Genomic DNA, 25578 nt, shown 5'->3' with positions numbered 1-25578 from the left:
GGGGGCGGATGAAGATTCGCCCCCTTGTTGTTTGTTCTGTTTGAAATTTCGTATCAAATTACAGCTTTGTGAGAGCAAGGCCTGTGTGGGAGCAAAGCCTGTGGGAGCAAGGCTTGCCCGCGATGACGGTAGACCAGTCAACATCAATGTTGGATGACAGTCTGCTATCGCGGGCAAGCCTTGCTCCCACACCTTTGCTCTCTCGCCCTAGGCCCACAATGCGCACCACCTGATACCGTATTAATTGCGTGAACCACCAGATCAGAGCGAGATTGGATGTGAGCAAGAGAGCCTATAACTTCTGTGCCGGCCCGGCGGCGCTTCCTGAGGCGGTCCTGAAGCGTGCCCAGGGTGAACTTCTCGACTGGCACGGCAAAGGCCTGTCGGTCATGGAAATGAGCCATCGCAGCGATGAGTTCGTGTCCATTGCCACCAAGGCCGAGCAGGACCTGCGTGATCTGCTGAACATCCCGTCCAACTACAAGGTGCTGTTCCTGCAGGGCGGCGCCAGTCAGCAGTTCGCCCAGATCCCGTTGAACCTGTTGCCGGAAAACGCCAGCGCCGACTACATCGACACCGGCATCTGGTCGCAGAAAGCCATCGAAGAAGCGTCGCGCTACGGTCACGTCAACGTGGCGGCCACCGCCAAGCCCTACGACTATTTCGCGATTCCCGGCCAGAACGAATGGAACCTGTCCAAGGACGCGGCCTACGTTCACTACGCGCCGAACGAAACCATCGGCGGCCTGGAATTCAACTGGATTCCGGAAACTGGCGACGTGCCATTGGTGGCCGACATGTCCTCGGACATCCTCTCGCGCCCGGTGGATATCTCCCGTTTCGGCATGATCTACGCCGGTGCCCAGAAGAACATCGGCCCAAGCGGCATCCTGGTCGCCATCATTCGTGAAGACCTGCTGGGGCGCGCCCGTTCGCTGTGTCCGACCATGCTCAACTACAAGGTCGCAGCCGACAACGGCTCGATGTACAACACCCCGCCGACCCTGGCCTGGTACCTGTCCGGCCTGGTGTTCGAATGGCTGAAAGAGCAGGGCGGTGTCGAAGCCATCGGCAAGCTCAACGAAGTGAAGCAGCGCACGCTATATGACTTCATCGACGCCAGCGGCCTCTACAGCAACCCGATCAACAAGTCTGATCGCTCATGGATGAACGTGCCGTTCCGCCTGGCCGACGACCGTCTCGACAAGCCGTTCCTGGCCGGTGCCGACGAGCGCGGCCTGCTGAACCTCAAGGGCCACCGTTCGGTTGGTGGCATGCGCGCCTCCATCTACAACGCCGTCGACATCAACGCCGTCAATGCGCTGATCGCCTACATGGCAGAGTTCGAGAAGGAACATGGCTGATGTCTGAGCAAGAACTCAAGGCGCTGCGCCTGCGCATCGACGCCCTGGACGAAAAAGTCCTGGAGCTGATCAGCGAGCGCGCGCGCTGCGCCCAGGAAGTCGCCCGGGTGAAAATGGCCTCCCTGGCTGAAGGCGAAGTGCCGGTGTTCTATCGCCCCGAGCGTGAAGCCCAGGTGCTCAAGCGTGTCATGGAGCGCAACAAAGGGCCGCTGGGCAACGAAGAGATGGCGCGCTTGTTCCGCGAAATCATGTCCTCGTGCCTGGCCCTCGAGCAGCCACTGAAAGTCGCCTACCTGGGGCCGGAAGGCACGTTCACACAGGCTGCGGCCATGAAGCACTTCGGTCACGCGGTGATCAGCAAGCCGATGGCGGCCATCGACGAAGTGTTCCGTGAAGTCGCCGCCGGCGCGGTGAATTTTGGCGTGGTGCCGGTGGAGAACTCCACCGAAGGCGCGGTCAACCACACGCTGGACAGCTTCCTCGAGCACGACATGGTGATCTGCGGTGAAGTCGAACTGCGCATCCATCATCACCTGTTGGTGGGCGAGAACACCAAGACCGACAGCATCAGCCGGATCTATTCCCACGCCCAATCGCTGGCCCAGTGCCGCAAGTGGCTGGACGCCCATTACCCGAACGTCGAACGCGTGGCGGTCTCGAGCAACGCCGAGGCGGCCAAGCGGGTCAAGGGCGAGTGGAACTCGGCGGCGATTGCCGGCGACATGGCGGCCGGCCTCTACGGGCTGACGCGCCTGGCTGAAAAGATCGAGGATCGCCCGGACAACTCCACGCGGTTCCTGATGATCGGCAGCCAGGAAGTCCCGCCGACCGGCGACGACAAGACCTCGATTATCGTGTCCATGAGCAACAAGCCCGGTGCGCTCCATGAGCTGCTGGTGCCGTTCCATGACAACGGTATCGACCTGACGCGGATCGAGACCCGTCCGTCGCGTAGCGGTAAGTGGACCTACGTGTTCTTCATCGATTTCGTCGGCCACCACCGCGATCCGCTGGTAAAAGGTGTGCTGGAAAAAATCAGTCAGGAAGCAGTGGCACTCAAGGTGCTGGGTTCCTACCCCAAGGCAGTTCTTTAAGGGCGGATAGCAAATGAGTGGCAACTTCCTCGCCCTGGCTCAGCCAGGCGTGCAACAACTCTCGCCTTACGTTCCGGGCAAGCCCGTGGACGAACTGGCTCGCGAGCTGGACCTGGATCCGGCCAGCATCGTCAAATTGGCGAGCAACGAAAACCCATTGGGCGCGAGCCCCAAGGCGTTGGCGGCGATCCGCGACGAACTGGCCGAGCTGACCCGTTACCCTGATGGCAATGGCTTTGCACTGAAAAGCCTGCTGGCCGAGCGTTGCGGTGTCGAGCTGAACCAGGTGACCCTGGGCAATGGCTCCAACGACATTCTTGAGTTGGTGGCGCGGGCGTACCTGGCGCCAGGTCTCAACGCCGTCTTCAGCGAGCACGCGTTCGCGGTCTACCCGATCGCGACCCAGGCCGTCGGCGCGGACGCCCATGTGGTTCCGGCCAAGGACTGGGGGCACGATCTGCCGGCCATGCTGGCGGCCATCGATGCCAACACCCGCGTGGTCTTCATTGCCAACCCGAACAACCCGACCGGCACCTGGTTCGATGCCCAGGCCCTGGATGACTTCCTCCAGGACGTGCCCGCCCATGTGCTGGTGGTGCTGGACGAGGCCTACATCGAATACGCCGAAGGCAGCGATTTGCCCGATGGCCTGGATTTCCTCGCGGCTTACCCGAACCTGCTGGTTTCGCGCACGTTCTCCAAAGCCTACGGCTTGGCTTCGCTGCGGGTCGGCTACGGCCTGTCCACTGCGGTGGTGGCCGATGTGCTGAATCGCGTGCGCCAGCCGTTCAACGTCAACAGCTTCGCCCTGGCCGCCGCCTGTGCGGCCTTGCAGGATGAAGCCTACCTGGCCGAAAGCCGTCGCCTCAACGCAGCCGGCATGGAGCAGTTGGAAGCCGGTCTGCGTGAGCTGGGCTTGGGCTGGATTCCCTCGAAAGGCAACTTCATCTGTATCGACCTGGGGCGCGTCGCTGCGCCGGTCTACCAGGGGTTGTTGCGCGAAGGTGTGATCGTGCGCCCTGTGGCCAATTACGGCATGCCGAACCATCTGCGCGTCACCATTGGCCTGCCGGCGGAAAACAGCCGTTTCCTCGAGGCGTTGAGCAAGGTCCTGGTTCGTGGTTGATGTCACTTCGCTGCAACCTGCTACCCCTATGATCGGTCGCCTGGTGGTGGTCGGCCTGGGGTTGATCGGCGGTTCGTTTGCCAAGGGCTTGCGTGAAAGCGGTCTGTGTCGCGAGGTGGTCGGTGTCGACCTGGATCCGCAGTCGCGCAAGCTGGCCGTGGAGCTGGGGGTGGTCGATCGCTGCGAAGATGACCTGGCGCTCGCGTGCCAGGGCGCGGATGTGATCCAGCTGGCGGTGCCGATCCTGGCCATGGAAAAACTGCTGGCGCGCCTGGCGACCATGAACCTGGGGCAAGCGATCCTGACTGACGTCGGCAGCGCCAAGGGCAACGTCGTGCGTGCGGCCACCGAGGCGTTCGGTGGGATGCCGGCGCGCTTCGTGCCCGGTCATCCGATTGCCGGTTCCGAGCAGAGCGGGGTGGAAGCCTCCAATGCCGAACTGTTTCGACGTCATAAAGTGATCCTTACGCCGCTGGACCAGACCGATCCGGCCGCGCTGGCGGTGGTGGACCGTTTGTGGCGTGAATTGGGCGCCGATGTCGAGCACATGCAGGTCGAGCGTCACGATGAGGTGTTGGCGGCCACCAGCCATTTACCGCACCTGTTGGCGTTCGGCCTGGTGGATTCATTGGCCAAACGCAATGAAAATCTTGAGATCTTCCGTTACGCTGCCGGCGGTTTCCGCGATTTCACGAGAATCGCCGGAAGCGACCCGGTCATGTGGCACGACATCTTCCTCGCCAACCGCGAAGCTGTCTTGCGCACACTCGATACATTTCGCAGCGACCTCGACGCCTTGCGCGACGCGGTCGATGCAGGGGACGGGCACCAATTGCTGGGCGTTTTCACACGCGCCAGGGTGGCCCGCGAGCATTTCAGTAAAATCCTGGCCCGTCGGGCCTATGTGGACGCTATGAACTCCAACGATCTGATTTTCCTGGCACAACCTGGTGGCTCCCTGAGTGGGCGTATTCGTGTACCGGGCGATAAATCGATTTCCCATCGTTCGATCATGCTTGGCTCCCTGGCCGAAGGCGTGACCGAGGTGGAAGGCTTCCTCGAGGGCGAAGACGCCCTGGCGACGCTGCAAGCGTTTCGCGACATGGGCGTGGTCATCGAAGGCCCGCACCACGGTCGCGTGACCATCCATGGTGTCGGCCTGCACGGCCTCAAGCCTGCTCCGGGGCCGATCTACCTGGGCAACTCCGGGACCTCGATGCGCCTGTTGTCCGGCCTGCTGGCCGCCCAGGACTTCGACAGCACCCTGACCGGTGATGCGTCGCTGTCCAAGCGCCCGATGAATCGCGTGGCCAACCCGTTGCGGGAAATGGGCGCGGTCATCGAGACGGCCGCCGAGGGTCGTCCGCCGATGACCATTCGTGGTGGCAACAAGCTCAAGGGCCTGACCTACACCATGCCCATGGCCAGCGCCCAGGTGAAATCCTGCCTGCTGCTGGCCGGTCTCTACGCCGAAGGCAAGACCACCGTCACCGAGCCGGCCCCGACCCGCGACCACACCGAGCGCATGCTGCGCGGCTTCGGCTACCCGGTCACGGTCGATGGCGCCACGGCGTCCGTCGAGTCTGGCAGCAAGCTGACCGCGACCCACATCGAAGTGCCGGGCGACATCTCGTCCTCGGCGTTCTTCCTGGTGGCCGCCTCGATCGCCGAAGGCTCCGACCTGGTTCTGGAGCACGTTGGCATCAACCCGACCCGTACCGGCGTGATCGACATCCTGCGCCTGATGGGCGCCGACATCACCCTGGAAAACCAGCGTGAAGTGGGTGGCGAGCCGGTAGCGGACCTGCGCGTACGAGCGGCTAAACTCAAGGGTATCGAGATTCCGGAGGCCTTGGTTCCGCTGGCCATCGACGAGTTCCCGGTGCTGTTCGTGGCGGCCGCCTGCGCAGAAGGCCGCACCGTGTTGACCGGTGCCGAAGAGCTGCGGGTCAAGGAATCGGATCGCATCCAGGTGATGGCCGATGGCTTGCTCGCCCTGGGCGTCAAGTGCCAGCCAACCCCGGATGGGATCATCATCGACGGCGGCCAGATCGGCGGCGGCGAAGTCCACGGTCACGGCGATCACCGCATCGCCATGGCCTTCAGTGTTGCGTCTTTGCGCGCCAGCGCGCCGATTCGCATCCATGACTGCGCCAACGTCGCGACGTCGTTCCCGAACTTCCTGGCGCTGTGCGCGCAGGTCGGTATCCGAGTAGCACAAGAGGCACAGTCGTGAACATCAAGGCACCGATCATCACCATCGATGGCCCAAGCGGTTCGGGCAAGGGCACCGTCGCCGGGATCCTGGCCAGGCAGTTGGGCTGGAACCTGCTGGATTCGGGTGCCTTGTACCGTCTGCTGGCGTTCGCCGCTGGCAACCATGGCGTCGACCTGACCAACGAAGAGTTGCTCAAGGCACTGGCCGCTCATCTGGACGTGCAATTCATTGCGGCGACCGACGGCCAGCTCCAGCGCATCATTCTGGAAGGCGATGAAGTCAGCGATGTCATCCGTACCGAAAGCGTGGGCGCCGGGGCCTCCCAGGTCGCCGCGTTGCCAGCGGTGCGCGAGGCATTGCTGCAACGCCAGCGCGCATTCCAGGAGCCGCCGGGGCTGGTGGCCGATGGCCGCGACATGGGCACGGTGGTGTTCCCCGATGCGCCATTGAAGATCTTCCTGACTGCCAGCGCCGAGGAACGGGCGCGCCGCCGATATTTGCAGTTGAAGGGCAAAGGCGAGGATGTTAGTCTGTCGAGTCTGCTAGATGAGATCCGTGCACGCGATGAGCGTGACACCCAGCGCGCAGTAGCCCCGCTAAAGCCGGCGGCCGATGCGATACAGCTGGATTCCACGGAGTTGTCCATTGATCAGGTGTTGCAACGCATCATGAGCGAGATCGCGCTTCGCGATATCGCCGGGTGACAGGAAGCTCCGCAGGGGACCAGTCATAGTCCTGCGGCGCTTCTTTTATATGAAACTAACCCACACTGTCTGGGGTGTGGAGATGGGCGTTTACTTCGCCCTAATCAACAGGAATTAAAATGAGCGAAAGCTTTGCGGAACTCTTTGAAGAAAGCTTGAAAACCCTGAACCTTCAGGCAGGCTCCATCATCACCGGCGTTATCGTTGATATCGATTACCAAGCTCGCTGGGTAACCGTTCACGCTGGTCTGAAGTCTGAAGCGCTGATCCCGCTTGAGCAGTTCTACAACGACGCTGGCGAACTGAACATCAACGTCGGTGACGAAGTTCACGTTGCGCTGGACTCGGTTGAAGATGGCTTTGGTGAAACCAAGCTGTCCCGTGAAAAAGCCAAGCGTGCTGAATGCTGGATCGTTCTGGAAGCGGCCTTCGCAGCTGAGGAAGTGGTCAAGGGCGTTATCAACGGTAAGGTTAAAGGCGGCTTCACTGTCGACGTTAACGGCATCCGTGCGTTCCTGCCAGGTTCCCTGGTTGACGTTCGTCCAGTGCGCGACACCACGCACCTGGAAGGCAAAGAGCTGGAATTCAAGGTCATCAAGCTGGACCAGAAGCGCAACAACGTTGTCGTTTCCCGTCGCAGTGTCCTGGAAGCCGAGAACTCCGCCGAGCGTGAAGCTCTGCTGGAATCGCTGCAGGAAGGCCAGCAGGTCAAGGGTATCGTCAAGAACCTCACCGATTACGGCGCATTCGTCGATCTGGGTGGCGTCGATGGCCTGCTGCACATCACCGACATGGCCTGGAAGCGTATCAAGCATCCTTCGGAAATCGTCAACGTTGGCGACGAGATCGATGTCAAGGTTCTGAAGTACGATCGCGAACGCAATCGTGTTTCCCTGGGCCTCAAGCAACTGGGTGAAGATCCATGGGTCGCTATCAAAGCCCGTTACCCAGAAGGCACCCGCGTCACCGCTCGTGTTACCAACCTCACCGACTACGGCTGCTTCGCTGAGCTGGAAGAAGGCGTTGAAGGCCTGGTGCACGTTTCCGAAATGGACTGGACCAACAAGAACATCCACCCTTCGAAAGTCGTACAAGTCGGCGACGAAGTGGAAGTCATGGTTCTGGACATCGACGAAGAGCGTCGTCGTATCTCCCTCGGCATCAAGCAGTGCAAGTCCAACCCATGGGAAGACTTCTCTGGCCAGTTCAACAAGGGCGATAAAATCTCCGGCACCATCAAGTCGATCACCGATTTCGGTATCTTCATTGGTCTGGACGGCGGCATCGACGGCCTGGTTCACCTGTCCGACATCTCCTGGAACGAAGTGGGCGAAGAAGCCGTACGCCGTTTCAAGAAGGGCGACGAGCTGGACACCGTTATCCTGTCGGTTGACCCAGAGCGCGAGCGTATCTCCCTGGGTATCAAGCAACTGGAAAGCGATCCGTTCTCCGAGTACGTTCAAGAGAACGACAAAGGCGCAATCGTTAAGGGCATCGTGAAAGAAGTTGACGCCAAAGGCGCCATCATCACTCTGGCCGACGATATCGAAGCAACTCTGAAAGCCTCCGAAATCAGCCGTGACCGCGTTGAAGACGCGCGCAACGTTCTGAAAGAAGGCGAAGAAGTAGAAGCCAAGATCATCAGCGTTGACCGCAAGAGCCGCGTAATCCAGCTCTCCATCAAGTCGAAAGACGATGCTGAAGAGAAAGAAGCAATCCAGAGCCTGCGCGACAAGCCAGCCGCTGACATTGCTGCTGGTCCTACCACTCTGGGCGACCTGCTGCGTGCACAAATGGAAAAGCAGAACTGAGTTCTGTCAGACCATAAAAAAAGGGCGACTTCGGTCGCCCTTTTTTGTGGGCGCGATTCCTTGTAGGAGCTGCCGAAGGCTGCGATCTTTCTCCAGTCGCGAAACCAACCTCCAAGCACAGCTGTCTCTTTCTTTAAGCGGATCAGCCATCTATCAAGGCTGGACTACAGATGTCATGGTTCCCCCTGAGCAATGTGGGAGCGAGCCTGCTCGCGATAGCGCCAGATCAGGCACCACCCAGTCGAGCGATGGATATTTAAGGAGATGAATGAACAGACTCATCCTGATATTCGCAATGCTGGCATTGGCAGGTTGCACCACAAGCGCCAAGACCCACGCAGTCCGTGGTGTCAGTGGTATCGAGGTCGACTGCTCAGGGTTGGGCTCTGGCTGGGAGAAGTGCCATAAGAGAGCCGCAAGAGAGTGCAAGGGCGCTGGCTACAAGGTCATTACCCGATCCGACGACGCGAAGGATAACGATCAATACCCCTTTGGTTTTAATCCGGCTGGCTATCTGACTCGTACGATGCTGGTCATCTGCCGATAGCTTGAGAAGTCTCCCGGCCTGCATGGAAAGAAGCGACAGGGTAGCAAAGAAGAATGTCAATACTCGGGCTGTTCAAATCCTTCCGGTCATGCTAAAACCTTTTCAAGCGATTTTCCTAGCTGCTTGAAAAAGAAGGGAAAAATATGACGAAGTCGGAGTTGATCGAACGAATTGTCACCCATCAAGGGCTACTCTCATCCAAGGATGTGGAACTGGCCATCAAGACCATGCTTGAACAAATGTCCCAGTGCCTGGCTACGGGTGATCGTATTGAAATCCGTGGTTTCGGCAGCTTTTCCCTGCATTACCGCGCCCCGCGGGTAGGGCGCAATCCGAAGACCGGGCAGTCCGTCAGCCTTGACGGAAAATTTGTTCCTCATTTCAAGCCGGGTAAAGAGCTTAGGGATCGGGTGAATGAGGAGGAGGGGGATGAGCTCTGACGGAGCGCTAAGACAAAGGAGTTCTCATGCGGAACTTTAAACGCCTGGCCCTTGTTGTACTTGCACTGCTCGTGGCCTCGGCAGTCGTCCTGTTTGTGCTTGAAAACAACCAGTCGGTCGCATTGCTGTTTCTGGGCTGGTCATCACCGCAACTTCCTGTTTCAGTTTGCGTGCTAGTGTCACTTCTCGCTGGTATGATGGTTGGCCCGTTGCTCGCGTGGTTCATGGGGGCGCGTAGGCGATCGAAATAAATGGATGTGTGAGCCCAGGGGTCTTGGTAAGGATCACTGTCTACAATTTTTTCTGACTTTGGGTGCGTTTTGTTGGTATTTAATCTAGCTCAGTTTGCCGCTGTGTCCGACGTGGCCTTGCCCGCCTTGCCTTTGAATGCGTTTGATGTACCTACCAGCGCGATTGCAAGCGAGGTCTCTCATGCAAAATGATCGTGTTGATGTGCGTGACGCAGGCGAGATTGATCTGATTGAGCTTGTTCGGGGGCTTTGGGCTCAGAAATGGCTGATCTTGGGTATCACTCTTTTAGTCACTGTTGGCGCAGGCCTTTATGCGTTTCTCAGTAAGCCTGTTTACGAATCCAAACTTTTTATCGTGCCACCTACTCAGAATGATATCGCTGAGCTGAATTATGGGCGTGGAAAGAGTACGGAGCTGGATGTTTATTCCATTGCTTATGTTTACGAGGTGTTCGCTCGGAATCTTCAGGGTGAGTCTCTTCGTCAACAGTTCTTTAATGAGGTCTACCTTCCTTCGCTTAGTGAGGCTGAGCGCAAGGGATCGCTCGATCGTTTATATGAGCGTTTTTCCCGAGAGCTGGTGATAAAGGGGCTTGGTAAAGGTTCGCCTGATCGTTTTTCTATTGCCGTTCAAGGTACAGACCCTGTTCAAGTCACGAAGTGGGCAAAAAATTATGCCCAGCGTGCTAGTGAGGCTGCTGAGTCGGAGTTGATCAAGAACGTCACGACTGAGGCTTCGGTTAGGGCTCGCAATTTAGAGCAGAGAATCGTCAGCTTGCGCGAGAATGCGCAGCGCGTACGTGAGGATCGGATTCAACAGCTACGGGAAGCACTAAAGGTTGCTGAGTCCATTGGTTTAAACTTACCAGCTATCAATTCTACCGCTGCAGTGGATATCACCGTAGAAACTGGTCATAAAATGGATTACCAGCGAGGGAGTAAAGCGTTGGCGGCGGAGATTAAAGCATTGGAGTCTAGAACTTCCGACGATGCTTTTATTAAGGATTTACGATCATTGCAAATGAGGTACAATTTTTATCGTAAGTTGAACATTGACCCTGAAAGTATTGCTGTGTATCGGCAGGATGGTAGTGTTGATGTGCCGGAAAATCCGATAAAGCCTAAAAAAGGTTTAATCCTCGTATTGGGATTCGTGGCGGGATTGCTATTAGGCGGGTTTGTAGCCTTGATCCGGTTTGCGTTGAATCGCAATTCGGAAGATCGACGAGGCGGCTAAACCGGTCGCGACTGAATGTCATTTCAGCAGCATGGTCGTGATTGATAGGCCTTAATAAAGAACAAATGGTCTCTGTTCGGCTTTGTAAGCCTGCCTGCATTAGGTATTTTCCCAGTGCAGGCAGGCTTTTTGGTGTATGGGAAGAGTTGCGTAGCGGAGTCGGTGGTTGATAGCTTTGTGCTACTAGTCGATGATTTTGCTATAGCGCGCGGGCTGGCTTGGCGTCTCCTGATGGGTTCGAGTTCGGTGTGGGGTCGCCTCGGTGGCCATTTCTGTTACAGAAAAGATAAACTGGCGGCGAAGACGAGGATCCGGATTGTCTGCCCTGTTGCCCGGGCTGCTTGTCAGGTGCACGTGGACGACCCGTAAAGCCATTTTGCTCAAGAGCAGGCATAATACGCGCAGGCTGGGGGTGCCTCCTGAGTGGCTACTAGCGTAGGGGGCAATTCGGTCATCGCACCGAGTCGAGTGGCAATGTGATAGCGGTCTCTTTGAAAAATAGAGTTTGCGCCGTGGAGTTACTCGAAAAGTCGCGTTTGATGGGCACCCACTCCATGTCGCTGGCTGGTTTTCATTGTTACAAAAATCAAAATTCGATATGGAAATACTCTCGCTCTGGTTGAAAATAACCATGTCCTCCACAGCGATCATGCTGAGATAGAAGCCGTGCTTCTGGCTATGGAGGGAGTGGAGTCATTTTGTTGGGCAAAGTATGATCAAACGCCAACAGTAAGCGTGTGAGCCTCGGCATAGGTAATTACGTGCTCGGGAAAGCGAAGGGAAATTCTGGAACGGTGGCGTGTCAAGGATCACACACAAGGATAAAAGCGCTTTATGCAGCTTCTATCAGGAACTCAGGTGCGACGTGAATAGACCAATTTAATGCTTGCTCGAAATTTTTTACAGCTTTCCAATGTTACAATTCGTGGCTTGACGCTTGTCAGCAAATTTTTGCTGATTTTTTTTCTTGCCCGTTTTCTCGAGCCGGCCGATGTAGGCATCTATGGCCTGCTGGCCGCGACCGTTGGCTATTCGCTGTATTTTCTCGGGTTCGATTTTTACACCTACAGCACTCGTGAACTGCTCAAGCGCGAGCGTCGCGAGTGGGGTGGGCTACTCAAGGCGCAAGGGGCTCTCACATTGGTGCTCTACGTCATTTTTTTACCATTGCTAAGCCTGATTTTTATCAAAGGCTTGCTCCCAGTGACGGTTATCGGCTGGTTCTTCGTTTTACTGATACTTGAACATCTGACTCAGGAATTGGGTCGCTTGCTGATTGCGACTGCGGATCAACTCTTTGCGAGTCTGATACTATTTTTTCGATCGGGAGTCTGGGCCGTCCTGATCACGGGATTGATGTTTGTCGAGCCCAATACGCGAAATCTGGACATGGTATTTGGAGCCTGGGCGCTGGGATCGGCGACAGCGCTTTTTCTGGGGATATATCGCGTCAAGCGCATGGGGTTATCGGGTTGGCGGCAAGATATTGACTGGCCCTGGATCATCAAGGGATTGAAGGTAGCGTCCGCATTGCTGATTGCGACCTTAGCCATTAGGGGGATCTTCACCCTGGACCGTTATTGGTTCCAAGATTTAGCAGGACTGGACGTGCTCGGTGCCTATGTCTTGTTCATGGGCGTCAGTATGGCGCTGATGTCATTTCTGGATGCAGGTGTATTTGCCTTTATTTACCCAGGACTGATCAGCGCCTACCAGCAGCGCGATCCAGTCGGTTTTCATCAAGGTATGCGCAAGTTATTGCTGCAGACCGTTGGTCTTTGCGGCGCTTTTTCGGTAATCGCACTGGTTATGATAGGCCCATTGCTGGCTTGGCTAGGCAAGCCGCTTTACAGTGAGCAGCAGGGACTTTTCGTCTGGATACTTTTGGCTACGGTGCTCTACGCGCTGGGCATGATTCCCCATTATGGGTTATATGCCCAAGGTCGTGATCGACCGATCATTCATAGCCACCTAGCCAGTCTGATCATTTTTGTTCTGGCGACTTGGAGTTTTGTGCAAATCTGGCCTCATCTTGCGGTGCCGCTAGGGCTGTGCGTCAGTTTCTTTGTCGTTTTGTGCTGGAAATCGTGGAGTTTCTATCGCCTCACCCCAGTACCTTACCGTTTATTTCAATCCTGACTTCGTGCAGGAAGCAACCAAGGGACGCGTCAATGTTCACCAATAAAACCATTCTCATCACCGGTGGTACCGGCTCTTTTGGTAACACGTTTGTGCCAATGACCCTGGCCAAATACAACCCGAAAAAGATCATCATCTTTTCCCGAGATGAAATGAAGCAATGGGACATGGCGAAGAAATTCGAGGGTGATTCCCGCGTTCGATTCTTCATCGGCGACGTCCGCGACAAGGAGCGCTTGTACCGCGCGCTGGACGGTGTTGATTATGTGGTTCACGCAGCGGCGACTAAAATCGTGCCAACTGCAGAATACAACCCTTTCGAGTGCATCAAGACCAACATCAATGGCGCTATGAACCTGATCGATGCCTGCATCGACAAAGGCGTCAAGCGCGTTGTTGCATTGTCCACCGACAAGGCCAGCAGCCCGATAAACCTGTACGGCGCCACCAAGTTAGCGTCCGATAAGCTGTTTGTTGCCGGTAACTCCTACGCTGGTGGGCACGAAACCCGCATGGCGGTTGTGCGTTATGGCAACGTGATGGGGTCGCGCGGATCGGTGATCCCATTCTTCATGTCGATCAAGGACAAAGGTGAATTACCGATCACCGATGAACGTATGACCCGTTTCATGATCTCCCTGGAGGAGGGTGTCGAGTTGGTTTGGCATGCCTTCGAAGATATGGAAGGCGGTGAGATATATGTGAAGAAGATCCCATCGATGAAGGTGACAGATCTCGCTCGTGTCGTTGCACCTGAAGCTACCCAAAAAATCGTTGGCATTCGTCCTGGCGAAAAGCTGCATGAGCAGATGATCAGTGCCGAAGATTCCTACTACACGTACGAATACCCGGAGCACTTTAAAATTCTGCCGGTCATCAACGAATGGGCAACGTGCCCCAAGCGAATCAAAGACGGTAAGAAGGTCGCTGAAGGCTTCGTTTACGCCAGTGATAACAACACTGAGTGGATGAGCGATGAGGATCTGAAAAACTGGATCACCCTCAACGAAGCCAAGATCGGGAGTATCTGATACATGATTCCCTACGGTCGCCAGGACATAACCCAAGCTGATATCGATGCGGTGATTGGGGTCTTGCAATCCGATTTCCTCACCCAAGGCCCTATGGTGCCCCGCTTCGAGCAGCAGGTTGCCCAGCATGTGGGAGCCAGCCATGCGCTGGCGGTGAACAGCGCGACGTCCGCGTTGCATATCGCTTGTCTTGCACTGGGATTGGGTCCTGGTGATCGTTTGTGGACGAGCCCTGTAACCTTCGTGGCTTCTGCCAATTGCGGTCTTTATTGCGGCGCGCAGGTTGATTTCGTTGATATCGATCCTCGCACCTACAACCTCTGCCCAATGGCGTTGGAGCGCAAGCTGGAGCAGGCCGAGCGAGAAAGTGCGCTGCCCAAAGTTGTCGTGGTGGTTCATCTCTGCGGGCAGCCCTGCGACATGCAAGCAATTCACGGGTTGGCCCTGCGCTATGGATTCAAGGTAATTGAGGATGCCTCCCATGCCATTGGCGGCAAATACCGAGGTGCGTTTATCGGTAACGGAAAGTACAGCGACATAACTGTATTTAGTTTTCACCCTGTAAAAATCATTACCACTGCCGAAGGTGGCATGGTTTTGACCAACGATACCGAGTTGGCCAATAAGATGGCTCTGCTGCGTAGTCACGGCATCACCCGCGATGCGCAACAGATGACTCATGAGTCGGATGGTCCTTGGTATTACCAGCAAGTTGATTTGGGGTTCAACTACCGAATGACCGAACTGCAGGCCGCTTTGGGCGTCAGTCAGATGGAGCGTCTGGACCAGTACGTTGCCCGCCGCCATCAGTTGGCTGCGCGCTACAACGATCTGTTGTCGACTTTGCCCGTCACTGTTCCTTGGCAACACGCTGACAGCTACTCGGGTCTGCATCTTTATGTGATTCGTTTACAGCTGGACAAAATCAGCAAGACTCATCGCCAGGTGTTTGAATCGCTGCGTGAGCAAGGAATTGGCGTGAACCTGCATTACATCCCGGTTCATACCCAGCCCTATTATGCGCAGATGGGCTTCAAGCCTGAGGACTTCCCGGCGGCGCAAGCTTACTACCGCGAGGCCATTAGCATCCCGATGTTCCAGACGATGAGTGACGAGCAGCAGGATCGGGTGGTTGCTTCGTTGCGAAAGGCCGTTTCATGAAAAGCATTGCAGTATTGCAGGCAAGGATGTCTTCATCTCGCCTCCCTGGCAAGGTGCTATTCCCCATCAATGGCATTCCGCTGGCGGTCTTGGCGGCGAAGCGTGCGGCTAACACCGGTCGGGAAGTAATCGTTGCTACCTCTAGCCTGGCCAGTGACGATGCGCTCGCCGATGTACTCGATACGCATGGTTTGAAGTGCTTTCGGGGAAGTCTGGAGAACCCTCTGGAACGTATAGTCCGGGCTTTGGACGCGTACCCTGAAAACACCATTGTTTTTCGTTTGACTGCGGACAATGTTTTCCCTGATGGTGACTTGCTAGATGAAATCGAAGAAGCATTCGTTCAAGGCGAGTACGAATATCTCTGTTGCAATGGTACAGAGTCCGGTTTGCCCTACGGAGTCAGCGCCGAAGTTACACGACTCGGCCATCTGCGTTGGGCGTTGGACAATGCTGTCGACGCTTTTGATACTGAGCACGTAACACCTTTAATCATCAGACGCTTTGGTCGTTGTTATTTTGAGCGTTATAAATTTCGCAAGCTGGGATTGCTGCGCTGCACAGTCGACAACCTTGACGATTATCTTCTGGTTCAAAAGATATTCAGCTCGGTCACAGATGCTGTAAACGTACCCTGTCTGGAGTTAATGCAAAGGCTGCAGGCCGCACCGGGCGGACCGGTTGTGGCTCAAGCGCCCGATAAGCTGGTATTTGGTACTGTGCAATTGGGACTGAACTATGGAGTCAGTAATACATCCGGTCGTCCTGACTTTGTCCAGGCTCGTAACATGCTTCGCACCGCTGTGATCAACGGCGTCAAGTGCATCGATACTGCGCGGGCCTACGGCACTAGCGAGGCTGTTGTCGGGGCAGCTTTCAAGGGCGGGTGGGAAGGACGGGCCACTGTCATTACCAAACTCAGTCCTTTGGCTGATTGTCCAATTGATGCTGAGTCCTTGTGGGTGCGAGCGGCTGTAGATGCGAGTGTTTTCGAATCATGTCACCACTTGGAATCAAAGACGCTGGATGTAGTCATGCTGCACCGTGCTGCCCAGCTTGTTGAATGGCAAGGAGCTGCTTGGGAAAGACTCTCAGAGTTACGACAGCAAGGCGTCATCGCTGCACTGGGTGTTTCTGTACAGAATCCAGTAGAGCTGCAACGGGCGTTGGCAGAGCCGCTGGTCAGCTATATCCAATTGCCATGTAACCTCCTGGACTGGCGCTGGGACGACTCGATACCGCTTATTGAGGAAGCCAAACAAGGCCGCTCGCTCATAATCCATGTGCGCAGCGCCTTGTTACAGGGATTGTTGGTAAATGAAAATGAGGAGAGCTGGCGATCCGCTCATGTGGACGATTCGCCGACGGTGCGTGAGTGGCTGAATAATCAGGTTTCGACTTTAGGGCGCAACAGTATTGTAGATCTCTGTTTCGCCTACTTGCGAACATTGACCTGGGTCGATGGGATCGCCGTGGGAATGGAGAATATCGAGCAGCTTTCGGAAAATCTGGAGCTGTTCTGTAAACCCTCGTTAGAGCCCGAGCAAATATCAGCTCTACGGGCCTCCCGCCCTCGGTTGACGGAGCAGACATTGAATCCGGCGTGCTGGTTGAGGGGGTGAGATTGAGCAGCGGAACCGAGTTGTTTTCATTGGCTGGCAAAACCGTGCTGATAACCGGTGCAACGGGATACTTGGGCACTGCGATGAGCAATGCTGTGGCTGCTGCAGGCGCGCATGTATTAGTCAATTCCCGTTCCTTTGAGCGTGGTACCTTGCTTGTTGAGCAGTTGTCGAGCCAAGGCTTCTCCGCCGAGCTGGCAGTATTCGATGTGAGCGACGAAACACAGGTGCGGGACTTTATGGACGGGTTTGCTCCGCGTGAACTGCATGTATTGATCAATAATGCCTACACCGGGGGCGGTGGAACGGTAGAAACCAGCAGCGGTGAGCATTATCTCGATGCTTATGAAGTATCTTTGGTAGCCGCTCATAACGTTTTAAAACTCTCCCTGCCGGCTATGCGGAGAGCTGTGTGCTCTTCGGGTGAAGCATCGGTCATCAACGTCGGGTCTATGTATGGCATGGTTAGCCCAGATGCTCGAATATACGACACTGCGGCCGGAACCAATCCTCCTTTTTATGGTGCGGCCAAGGCTGCGATGATCCACTGGAGCAAATACGCAGCGTGTGAGTTCGGCAAGGAAGGTATCCGTATCAATTCAATCTCGCCTGGTCCATTTCCATCGATCCAAGTACAACAGGCCGCTCCTGAGTTTATTGCCAAACTCGCACAGAGGGTCCCTATGGGACGTATTGGCCAAGCCAAAGAAATAATGGGGCCGATACTCTTTCTTGCCTCCTCGGCGGCGTCTTTCGTAAATGGTACTAACGTGGTGGTTGACGGTGGTTGGACATCATGGTGATCAGGACCGTTGTGGCTTTTCGAGTGGACGCCTCTCTGCACATAGGTAGCGGACATGTCATGCGTTGTCTGACGTTGGCTGAGGCGCTGAGAAAGAAAGGGACGGACTGCCAATTTATTTGTCGAGAGCATCCGGGAAACCTTGTAGAAGTCATACGCCGTAAAGGCTTCAATGTTCATGTTTTGGCTTCAGATGAAGAATCAGGTTCTTCACTAGAAGCGCAGGGTGGTAACCCTAAGCATTTTGCTTGGCTCGGGGTTTCCCAAGAGCTAGATGCGGAGCAAAGTGGAAGGGTGCTTGAACTGTTGCAACCCAACTGGTTAGTTGTTGATCACTATGCATTGGATGTAACGTGGGAGCTAAAGATCAAAAATAATGGTCTTAAGCTCCTGGTCATAGATGATTTAGCTGATCGGAATCACATTAGTGATATTTTGCTGGACCAAACCTTTGGGCGTGAGTCTACCGATTACAATTTACGAGTGCCTTCTGATTGCATTGTCTTGTGCGGTTCAAAGTACGCATTGCTTCGTCCTGAATTTTCGATGTTGCGATCGTATAGTTTGAAACGAAGAAGTTTATATAAGCTTGAATCGGTATTGGTTACCTTAGGTGGGGTTGATAAAGACAATGTGACGCGGGCGGTGTTGGAGGGGTTAAAACTATCCGGCTTGCCCCAAAGCTGTCGTATCACTGTAGTGATGGGCGCAACTGCCCCTTGGTTGAATGATATTCAGCATTTTGCGAGTACGATGCCATGGTACACCGATGTTAAGGTGGACGTCGGTAATATGGCGCAGTTAATGGCTGAAAGCGATCTTTCCATTGGTGCAGCAGGAGCGACATCGTGGGAACGTTGTTGTCTCGGAATTCCTACTATTATGGTAGTGCTAGCAGAAAATCAAAGATTTGCAGCTGGTTTGTTAGCGAGCGCTAACGCGGTGTTAATGGTACCGTCAGGCACCGGAATTATTTCACAGCTAGCTCGAGCGGTTGATCATGTAATAAAGGATTCGCGGCTCATGAAGTCATTAAGTGAATCTTCGAAGTTGATCACCGACGGGACCGGTTGCGAGCATCTATTAAATGCCATAGCTGAATTTCAATACCATTGATGGATATGATGATGGAAATCTTCGGTCAACTTCGTAAAATCAAAACCGATGAACTTGAGTTGATGCTTGCCTGGCGGAATGCACCCAATGTACGCGCGAATATGTATACAAGGCATGAGATAGCTCTCAAGGAGCATTTAGCTTGGTGGGAACGAGTCCAGCACTCCGACGATCAGCTGTATCTTATGTATGAACTCGATGGAAGGCCAACGGGAATCGTTGCCTTCAATAATATCGATGGTGTTAGCTCTATCTCATCTTGGGCGTTCTATGCTGCGCCCGATGCTCCAAAAGGAGCAGGAAGCAAAATGGAATTTCTTGCGTTGGATTATGCATTTCATCGTATGCACTTGCATAAGTTAGTATGTGAGGTTTTGGAATTTAATTCGGCTGTAGTAAAGCTTCATCAGAAATTTAGTTTTAAAGTTGAGGGTGTGCTTCGCGAGCATCATCTGGTTGATGGTAAATATGTTGATATATATAAGCTTGGTATTCTCTCTAGAGAGTGGAAGGTCCATAGACCTTATATGTATGAAAAATTGATTAAAATATCCAAGGGTTGAAAAATGAATCCGGAAATTTCTATAGCTGGACGAAAAATAGGTGTCGATCATTCACCTTATGTTATCGCAGAGCTGTCCGCAAATCATAACGGGAAATTAGATACTGCGTTGAATTTAATCGAGGTCGCTAAAAAAGCTGGCGCCGATGCGGTCAAGTTGCAAACTTACACGGCAGATACAATTACTCTTAATTCTGATGCGCCAGAATTTCAAATCAAGGGTGGATTGTGGGATGGTAGATCTTTATATGAGCTTTATCTAGAGGCACAAATGCCTTGGGAATGGCATGTTCCATTGTTTGAATATGCAAGAAAACTGGGGATTACAATTTTTAGTTCTCCGTTTGATACTACCGCAGTAGACCTTTTGGAAAGTTTAGGAACTCCAGCTTATAAAATCGCATCTTTTGAAGCGGTTGACTTGCCATTGATCAAATATGTCGCTAGCACCGGGAAACCTATGATCATCTCCACTGGCATGGCCGATACTCTGGAGATAACCGAGGCTATTGAGGCCGCACGAGACGGCGGTTGCAAAGAATTGGCAATACTCCATTGTGTCAGTGGTTATCCCGCCCCTGCACAGGATTATAACCTGCGAACTATACCCGATATGATTCAGCGTCATGGTTTAGTAACAGGCTTATCCGATCATACATTAGATAACACTACTGCTATAACCAGCGTTGCGTTGGGCGCATCAATCATTGAAAAGCACTTCACTCTTGATCGGAGTGGTGGTGGGCCTGATGACAGTTTTTCGCTAGAGCCAAAAGAGCTTTCAGCTTTATGCAAAGACAGCAAAACAGCATGGGCTGCATTAGGAAGCATTGACTATGGTAGGAAGTCTAGCGAGCAGGGAAATGTGCAATTTAGACGCTCCTTATATTTTGTAAAAGCATTGAAGGCGGGTGATATTATAACTCCCGATTCTATTCGGAGCGTGAGACCTGGGTTTGGTTTGGCTCCGAAATACTATTTAGATGTTTGTGGTAAGACTCTGTTGTGTGATGTGCAACAAAATACTCCGGTTTTGGCGGCACAAATAGGAAGGTAAGTAAACTAAAATAATTAATTGGTAAGCTGGTTTGAGTAGTTGTAAGTTGCATGGGAGGTGATTGCTTTCTCATTCAATTGATTATTTAAGGGAGCAATAGGGGGTATATGAAGTATATTGTGTGTGTAACGAATTTTCACCTTCTTCTTGCTGAAAATTTTAGTAAAAACTGGCCCTCTGAGATTTACAGAATTATTGATCTGAGACGCCGCGGGGACACTAAAGATTGGCGAGTGTGGCTGAAAGGACGTTGTGACGGATTGATTATGCTAGCTCGTTGTTTAATTGATCGTAAGTCGCACGTTGTCGTTTCACATCCATACAATTTATGGTTTTCGCTATTTATCTGCGCGAGTAGAAAAGTCTCATTATATGATGATGGTATCGCTTACTATAATAACTCATTGGCTCCAAGTGGGTTGGTCGTGGCATTTTATTCGACGCTGTCAAAGAAAATAAGTGGTTTATTGAGGGCGGGGGTTGGGTACAAGGATATATTGATTTCCGCAAATATTGAGCAGTATTATTGTTTGTATCCAAAGCTGTTTGCTGAGTGTGGGAGTTGTTTTAGAAGCAAAATAATTAGCATTGTGCTGCCTGAAGATGAGTTTGGATCTATGGATGGATTACATGAGTCTGTAGTTGTATTTCTTGATAGTACGCCGACGGTATTGAGCTATTATAATGCGGTTAAGATTTTTGATTACTTTAAGCTGAAATTTTCAGGGTCGCAGGAAAGATTTTACTATAAGCCACACCCATCTAGAGAGACGTTGTTGTCGGCTATGCTTGCAGAGACTGACTGGGCGTACTGTATTGATGGTAGTTTTGAGTGCTTTGCGATGCATAAAAATATTACAGAGATGTATTCTTTCTATTCTTCTGCGTCAATCGTGGTTAGAGCATATTCAAAAACAGCAAAGATATATTGCTTGGGTAATGAGCAGACCAGCTTGCTATTTTCAGGGGTGGCGCCATTAATGGGGTTAATAGGGGCAGAGGTGCTGTGTGTTGAAGGTTGATAAGAACTTGCTTAAGGCGATTTTATGTTCTTGGTTTGTTTTTTTCTCTGCTATGTTTTCGCCGTTGATTCAGCCCAACTATGAAAATGTCGGCATTGAATATTGTTTGTATTTTCTTTGCTCATACATAATTTTTTATATGGCGCTGTTTTTTATTGATATGCCTCCCGACAATAAGCGGCATGATGGTGGAGTATCGATTTTTTTTCAATTATTTATGTTTTTTTTGGTGCTTACATTTTTGTTTCGAGTGTTGGATCGGTTTTATTTTCGACCGGTAGATAATTATTTTTCTATTGAAAGTTACAGGCAGGCGCGTAAAGCCGGGACTAATATTTTTTCCTTTCTTGGTTCGTTCTTGCTACCTTTCTTTTTCGTAAGCATGGATGCATATCTGCAGCGAGCGAAATCAGTCGTTGGGGCGAAGATTAAGATTGTTCCCTTGATTATGGTGGTTCTTATATTTGTTGATCTGCTTGCTTCAGGGTCACGTGGTGTGGTGTTGGTTGCATTGGTTATGTTGTTAGGGCGTTATTTCAGTTTTAAGAAATTTCTTTTTGTATTGCCAGTGTTAGTGTTGCTGTCCGGTCTTCTATTTGTTTTCAGATTTATCTCCCTTGCGGGTAGGGAAGTAGACGTGCAGTCAATGCTTGTTTCGGTTAGCTCTCTTGGTTATGCTTTTTTTGTTCCATACTCAGATTGGATTGATGCGCTAGCGGGCGAAGGAAATGCTCTGTTGGTTATATTCCCTTTTCTTCAGGCTAATCAGTATCTAGCACATGGTTTTTTTGAGTTTTCATATATGTTTGGTAGTTTTGATGGCTGGTTTTCCGATATCGTTATAGTGCTCCCTCATTTTGCTAAATTTCTTGATCAAACTCAGGAGGTTATTAGACCCGGTATGTACTACACTATGGCTGGAACTGCTTATAATGCCTTTGGGAATTTTTCGATAGCTTTTATGATGTTTTTGGGAATGATTTATGGAGTGGTATTGAGGTCGGCGAGGTTTTTGGGGGTGGGATCAATGTTGATTGTGCTTCTTTCCATCTTTTTGCTTCCGTTTGTTAATAGTTTTGGTGGTTTTGATTTTTATCTTTATTTTGTGGCAATACTAGTTCTTCGGGCTGTTGCAGGGCTTAGCTCTAATGGCGTTAGGGCTTCAAGGCGGGAGGGGTTATGAGAGTGCTAGTGACCGGTGGGGCGGGTTATATAGGATCGCATTTCGTTCTTGAACTCCTGCTTTTCGGGTATGAGGTTGTAGTGTTAGATAATTTATCAAATAGCGCCCAAGCAGCGATTGAAAGAGTTGGCTTGTTATCTGGGAAAGAGCCGATTTTTATAGAGGGCGATGTTCGAGATGCTCAACTGCTGGATCGGATTTTTTCAGAATATGCTATAGATAAAGTCGCACATTTTGCAGGTCTTAAAGCTGTAGGGCAAAGTGTGTGCGATCCAATTCTTTATTACGATAATAACGTCTATGGCAGCATGGTGCTGCTCAAGGCAATGGAAAAAGCTAATGTTTTTAGCCTGATATTCAGTTCCTCCGCGACTGTTTATGGTGATCCCATAGAAAATCCAATTGTCGAATCTTCATTTGCTAATAGTCCAAGTAATCCATATGGTCGCTCAAAGCTGTTTGTTGAGAATATACTAACTGATGTTGCTGTTTCGGATCCCCGATGGTCAATTGCTATTCTTAGATACTTTAATCCAATCGGTGCTCATGAAAGCGGCCTCATAGGGGAGGCTCCTAACGGTACACCTAATAACTTGCTTCCTTATCTAAGTCAGGTCGCCATTGGTAAGTTGTTTGAGTTGTCGGTTTATGGTGATGACTATCCGACACCTGATGGTACCGGTGTTCGGGATTATATACATGTTGTTGACCTCGTGAGAGGACATCTCGCAGCTCTGGTATATCTGGATAGGCATGCAGGAAAACATGTTTGGAATCTTGGTACCGGTGTTGGTTACTCTGTAATGCAGGTTGTTAGGGCTTTTGAGGCGGTGAGTGGAAAAACAATACCTATTAAAATTATGCCGCGCCGTTTGGGTGACATAGCCGCTTGCTGGGCGGATACTACAAAAGCCGAGGTTGAGCTCTCTTGGCGCGCTGAGTATGGGTTGGAAAAAATGGTAGAAGATACTTGGCGATGGCAGCTTAATAGTCCCAGCGGATACGGAGGATGAATTGTAAGTGAAAATCGTCTATGTAATTACACGCTCAGATACTATGGGCGGAGCGAGTGTTCACGTACTTGATCTGGCTAGCGGTGCGCAAAAGGCTGGGCACGAAGTTATCGTCATGGTGGGCGGAGAGGGAGTCTTTGTAACGCGTGCCAACAAAAAAAACATTCCTGTTATCTCTTTGAGATTTTTGGTCCGAAATATAGATCCGTTTAAGGATATTTTTGCTTTTTTTGAACTGCGAAAATATATAAAGGCTATTCAGCCTGATCTCATTCACCTCCATTCCTCCAAAGTGGGTATTTTAGGACGATTAGTAGCTAAATCTCTAGGTACACCTGCTATTTTTACAGCGCATGGTTGGGCGTTTACTGAGGGGGTGTCGACCGGGCGGCGTAAGGTTTATAAGATAATCGAACGTGTGATGGCTCTTTTTGTAAGCCGAATTATCACTGTCTCCGACTATGATCGGAAAATTGCACTAAGTTCAGGGGTAGGAGATGAAGGCCTTATTTGTACCGTGCACAATGGAATGCCTGCGCTTGAGTTAGATAACTCCATTTGTCAGGATTCTGCTTTGCCCAAGATGATTATGGTTGCTCGATTTGATGAGCAAAAAGATCACGTTAGTTTGGTGAAAGCGCTAGCATTGTTGCAGGATATTCCATGGGTGTTGGAGTTTGTAGGTGATGGTCCTTCTATTTTTAATACAAAGCAACTTGTAAAGCAGTTTGGGTTAGAAGGGCGCATATTGTTCTCGGGGGCTTGTGACGATATTCCTAAGAGATTAAATAGCTCTCAGATTTTTTTACTGATCACAAACTGGGAAGGATTTCCTCTTACTATTCTTGAGGCTATGCGTGCGGGCCTGCCAGTAATAGCTTCCGACGTAGGGGGGGTTAGCGAAGCAGTCCAAGACGGGCGTACGGGTATACTTGTGGCAAGAAACGATATTAACAAATTGGCTGAGGCTATTAGGTCTATGCTTGGCTCTTCCGAAATGAGACGCGCAATGGGAGCGGCAGGAAGGGAGCAATTTGAGGAGGCGTTTTTGTTTGATAGGATGTTGGATAAGACGCTTTCTATTTACCGAGATGTTTTGAAATGAAGGTTCTAATTACCGGGGCTAAGGGTTTTTTAGGCCGGAACTTGATTTCCGATCTTTTGAGTACTACAGATTTTGATTTGGTCGGCGCTGTAAGAGGGGAGGGGAGGGTTATTTCCTCACGAGAAACATATATCTCTGTTGGTGATATATCTTTTGATACTGATTGGCATTCAGCCTTATCTGGTGTCGATGTGGTTATTCACTTGGCTGCACGTGCTCATGTTTTAAATGAATCGTTCCGTAATCCTTTATGCGAATTTCGGCGGGTGAATGTGGGGGGCGCTGTCTCACTTGCGAAACAGTCTTTGGAACATCGAGTTAAACGTTTCATATTTATTAGCTCAATTGGTGTAAATGGGGCTGTGACTACGAATGCTTCCGTCAATGAAGACTCTCCTTGTCTGCCTCATGCAGACTATGCTGTGTCAAAAATGGAGGCTGAAGAGGAACTTAGGGCGATTGCGCGAAATAGCTCAATGGAGTTGGTGATTATTCGGCCACCTTTAGTGTATTCCTTCGATGCACCTGGGAATTTCTCTCGATTATTGAAGGCGGTTGATATGGGTTTGCCTTTACCATTGGGAGGTGTTCGCAATGCTAGAAGTATCATCGCATTAGAGAATCTTACGGACTTCATTAAGGTCTGCGTGGATAATAAAATAGCAGGCAACGAGCTTTTCCTGGTTTCGGATGGTGAAGATTTTTCGACTCCTGATATCATTCGAATGATCGCCCGAGGCATGGGGAAGCGTTCAATCCTGTTTCCGGTACCAGATTTGTTTCTTCGATCGATGGCCACAATATGTTGCCGGATTTCCGTATACACGCAATTATGTAAGTCTCTCGTTATTGACTCAAGTAAAGCTAAGGATCTATTAGGTTGGACGCCGCCTATTGATCCGGTAAAAGCTTTGGTTCAAGCTGGCATGGCTTATAAGTTGCGTAAGCATTCGCTTTAACGGGTTTCTACATA

General features: G+C 52.0%; 23 protein-coding genes. All 23 read left to right on the top strand.

What is annotated here, in order from left to right; genetic code table 11:
• Positions 1–278 precede the first annotated feature (278 nt).
• Positions 279–1364, top strand: a complete 1086-nt coding sequence (gene serC / locus J3361_RS11370; RefSeq protein ID WP_207964648.1) for a 3-phosphoserine/phosphohydroxythreonine transaminase — start codon at positions 279–281, stop codon at positions 1362–1364.
• On the top strand, positions 1364–2458 hold the full coding sequence (pheA, locus tag J3361_RS11365; protein ID WP_003199233.1) for a prephenate dehydratase: 1095 nt from the start codon (positions 1364–1366) through the stop codon (positions 2456–2458). The genes serC and pheA overlap by 1 nt, the downstream gene beginning before the upstream one ends.
• A gap of 13 nt (positions 2459–2471) precedes the next feature.
• Entirely contained in the window at positions 2472–3584 is a 1113-nt protein-coding gene (gene hisC / locus J3361_RS11360; protein WP_207964646.1) for a histidinol-phosphate transaminase, read from the top strand.
• 28 nt (positions 3585–3612) lie between these two features.
• Positions 3613–5820, top strand: coding sequence for a bifunctional prephenate dehydrogenase/3-phosphoshikimate 1-carboxyvinyltransferase (locus J3361_RS11355; protein ID WP_243458838.1), 2208 nt, complete (start codon positions 3613–3615; stop codon positions 5818–5820).
• On the top strand, positions 5817–6506 hold the full coding sequence (gene cmk / locus J3361_RS11350) for a (d)CMP kinase (protein WP_207964642.1): 690 nt from the start codon (positions 5817–5819) through the stop codon (positions 6504–6506). Before J3361_RS11355 ends, cmk begins: the two co-directional genes overlap by 4 nt.
• A gap of 119 nt (positions 6507–6625) precedes the next feature.
• Positions 6626–8317, top strand: coding sequence for a 30S ribosomal protein S1 (gene rpsA, locus J3361_RS11345; protein ID WP_053120388.1), 1692 nt, complete (start codon positions 6626–6628; stop codon positions 8315–8317).
• Positions 8318–8585: 268 nt separating this feature from the next.
• Entirely contained in the window at positions 8586–8864 is a 279-nt protein-coding gene (locus J3361_RS11340; RefSeq protein ID WP_207964640.1) for a hypothetical protein, read from the top strand.
• Between the two features lie 143 nt (positions 8865–9007).
• On the top strand, positions 9008–9304 hold the full coding sequence (gene ihfB / locus J3361_RS11335) for an integration host factor subunit beta (RefSeq protein ID WP_003199243.1): 297 nt from the start codon (positions 9008–9010) through the stop codon (positions 9302–9304).
• Between the two features lie 26 nt (positions 9305–9330).
• Complete coding sequence (locus J3361_RS11330) at positions 9331–9555, top strand: LapA family protein (protein WP_207964638.1); 225 nt, start codon at positions 9331–9333, stop codon at positions 9553–9555.
• A 181-nt stretch (positions 9556–9736) separates the two neighbouring features.
• A complete protein-coding gene (locus tag J3361_RS11325; RefSeq protein WP_207964636.1) occupies positions 9737–10792 on the top strand; it encodes a Wzz/FepE/Etk N-terminal domain-containing protein in 1056 nt (351 codons plus the stop codon).
• Positions 10793–11674: 882 nt separating this feature from the next.
• Positions 11675–12931 carry a hypothetical protein gene (locus J3361_RS11320; RefSeq protein ID WP_207964634.1) on the top strand — a complete coding sequence of 419 codons (1257 nt, stop codon included), beginning with the start codon at positions 11675–11677 and terminating at the stop codon, positions 12929–12931.
• 32 nt (positions 12932–12963) lie between these two features.
• The gene (pseB, locus tag J3361_RS11315; RefSeq protein ID WP_176688389.1) at positions 12964–13962 is read left to right on the top strand and encodes a UDP-N-acetylglucosamine 4,6-dehydratase (inverting); all 999 of its coding nucleotides are present in this window, start codon (positions 12964–12966) and stop codon (positions 13960–13962) included.
• Positions 13963–13965: 3 nt separating this feature from the next.
• Positions 13966–15123 (top strand): UDP-4-amino-4,6-dideoxy-N-acetyl-beta-L-altrosamine transaminase, encoded by a 1158-nt coding sequence (gene pseC / locus J3361_RS11310; protein ID WP_207964632.1) that lies wholly within the window; start codon positions 13966–13968, stop codon positions 15121–15123.
• Complete coding sequence (locus J3361_RS11305; RefSeq protein WP_207964630.1) at positions 15120–16745, top strand: aldo/keto reductase; 1626 nt, start codon at positions 15120–15122, stop codon at positions 16743–16745. The genes pseC and J3361_RS11305 overlap by 4 nt, the downstream gene beginning before the upstream one ends.
• Before the next feature lie 2 nt (positions 16746–16747).
• A complete protein-coding gene (locus J3361_RS11300; RefSeq protein ID WP_207964628.1) occupies positions 16748–17548 on the top strand; it encodes an SDR family oxidoreductase in 801 nt (266 codons plus the stop codon).
• Positions 17542–18663, top strand: a complete 1122-nt coding sequence (gene pseG, locus J3361_RS11295) for a UDP-2,4-diacetamido-2,4,6-trideoxy-beta-L-altropyranose hydrolase (RefSeq protein ID WP_207964626.1) — start codon at positions 17542–17544, stop codon at positions 18661–18663. The genes J3361_RS11300 and pseG overlap by 7 nt, the downstream gene beginning before the upstream one ends.
• Before the next feature lie 11 nt (positions 18664–18674).
• On the top strand, positions 18675–19226 hold the full coding sequence (gene pseH, locus J3361_RS11290; protein ID WP_243458833.1) for a UDP-4-amino-4,6-dideoxy-N-acetyl-beta-L-altrosamine N-acetyltransferase: 552 nt from the start codon (positions 18675–18677) through the stop codon (positions 19224–19226).
• 3 nt (positions 19227–19229) lie between these two features.
• Positions 19230–20282 (top strand): pseudaminic acid synthase, encoded by a 1053-nt coding sequence (gene pseI / locus J3361_RS11285; protein WP_207964624.1) that lies wholly within the window; start codon positions 19230–19232, stop codon positions 20280–20282.
• Positions 20283–20389: 107 nt separating this feature from the next.
• A complete protein-coding gene (locus J3361_RS11280; RefSeq protein ID WP_207964622.1) occupies positions 20390–21304 on the top strand; it encodes a hypothetical protein in 915 nt (304 codons plus the stop codon).
• A complete protein-coding gene (locus tag J3361_RS11275; RefSeq protein WP_207964620.1) occupies positions 21294–22487 on the top strand; it encodes a hypothetical protein in 1194 nt (397 codons plus the stop codon). The genes J3361_RS11280 and J3361_RS11275 overlap by 11 nt, the downstream gene beginning before the upstream one ends.
• Positions 22484–23500 carry a UDP-glucose 4-epimerase GalE gene (gene galE / locus J3361_RS11270; RefSeq protein ID WP_207964618.1) on the top strand — a complete coding sequence of 339 codons (1017 nt, stop codon included), beginning with the start codon at positions 22484–22486 and terminating at the stop codon, positions 23498–23500. Before J3361_RS11275 ends, galE begins: the two co-directional genes overlap by 4 nt.
• 7 nt (positions 23501–23507) lie before the next feature.
• Positions 23508–24605 (top strand): glycosyltransferase family 4 protein, encoded by a 1098-nt coding sequence (locus J3361_RS11265; RefSeq protein ID WP_347709627.1) that lies wholly within the window; start codon positions 23508–23510, stop codon positions 24603–24605.
• On the top strand, positions 24602–25564 hold the full coding sequence (locus J3361_RS11260) for an NAD-dependent epimerase/dehydratase family protein (protein WP_207964616.1): 963 nt from the start codon (positions 24602–24604) through the stop codon (positions 25562–25564). The genes J3361_RS11265 and J3361_RS11260 overlap by 4 nt, the downstream gene beginning before the upstream one ends.
• Positions 25565–25578: the final 14 nt, after the last annotated feature.

This window comes from Pseudomonas sp. OA65 (assembly GCF_017498305.1).
In the GTDB taxonomy this organism is placed as follows: domain Bacteria; phylum Pseudomonadota; class Gammaproteobacteria; order Pseudomonadales; family Pseudomonadaceae; genus Aquipseudomonas; species Aquipseudomonas zanjanensis.
Note: the sequence above shows the minus strand (reverse complement) of the source record. Positions and strands in the feature narration are given on the sequence as shown.

Excerpts from the sequence above, each read along its gene's own strand:
- pseC (WP_207964632.1), top strand. The coding sequence starts at position 13,966 with ATGATTCCCTACGGTCGCCAGGACATAACCCAAGCTGATATCGATGCG.
- J3361_RS11330 (WP_207964638.1), top strand. The coding sequence starts at position 9,331 with ATGCGGAACTTTAAACGCCTGGCCCTTGTTGTACTTGCACTGCTCGTG.
- pseB (WP_176688389.1), top strand. The coding sequence starts at position 12,964 with ATGTTCACCAATAAAACCATTCTCATCACCGGTGGTACCGGCTCTTTT.
- J3361_RS11320 (WP_207964634.1), top strand. The coding sequence starts at position 11,675 with ATGCTTGCTCGAAATTTTTTACAGCTTTCCAATGTTACAATTCGTGGC.
- J3361_RS11340 (WP_207964640.1), top strand. The coding sequence starts at position 8,586 with ATGAACAGACTCATCCTGATATTCGCAATGCTGGCATTGGCAGGTTGC.
- ihfB (WP_003199243.1), top strand. The coding sequence starts at position 9,008 with ATGACGAAGTCGGAGTTGATCGAACGAATTGTCACCCATCAAGGGCTA.
- hisC (WP_207964646.1), top strand. The coding sequence starts at position 2,472 with ATGAGTGGCAACTTCCTCGCCCTGGCTCAGCCAGGCGTGCAACAACTC.
- pseH (WP_243458833.1), top strand. The coding sequence starts at position 18,675 with ATGGAAATCTTCGGTCAACTTCGTAAAATCAAAACCGATGAACTTGAG.
- galE (WP_207964618.1), top strand. The coding sequence starts at position 22,484 with ATGAGAGTGCTAGTGACCGGTGGGGCGGGTTATATAGGATCGCATTTC.
- J3361_RS11260 (WP_207964616.1), top strand. The coding sequence starts at position 24,602 with ATGAAGGTTCTAATTACCGGGGCTAAGGGTTTTTTAGGCCGGAACTTG.
- pheA (WP_003199233.1), top strand. The coding sequence starts at position 1,364 with ATGTCTGAGCAAGAACTCAAGGCGCTGCGCCTGCGCATCGACGCCCTG.
- J3361_RS11280 (WP_207964622.1), top strand. The coding sequence starts at position 20,390 with ATGAAGTATATTGTGTGTGTAACGAATTTTCACCTTCTTCTTGCTGAA.
- J3361_RS11305 (WP_207964630.1), top strand. The coding sequence starts at position 15,120 with ATGAAAAGCATTGCAGTATTGCAGGCAAGGATGTCTTCATCTCGCCTC.
- rpsA (WP_053120388.1), top strand. The coding sequence starts at position 6,626 with ATGAGCGAAAGCTTTGCGGAACTCTTTGAAGAAAGCTTGAAAACCCTG.
- J3361_RS11355 (WP_243458838.1), top strand. The coding sequence starts at position 3,613 with ATGATCGGTCGCCTGGTGGTGGTCGGCCTGGGGTTGATCGGCGGTTCG.
- pseG (WP_207964626.1), top strand. The coding sequence starts at position 17,542 with ATGGTGATCAGGACCGTTGTGGCTTTTCGAGTGGACGCCTCTCTGCAC.
- J3361_RS11325 (WP_207964636.1), top strand. The coding sequence starts at position 9,737 with ATGCAAAATGATCGTGTTGATGTGCGTGACGCAGGCGAGATTGATCTG.
- pseI (WP_207964624.1), top strand. The coding sequence starts at position 19,230 with ATGAATCCGGAAATTTCTATAGCTGGACGAAAAATAGGTGTCGATCAT.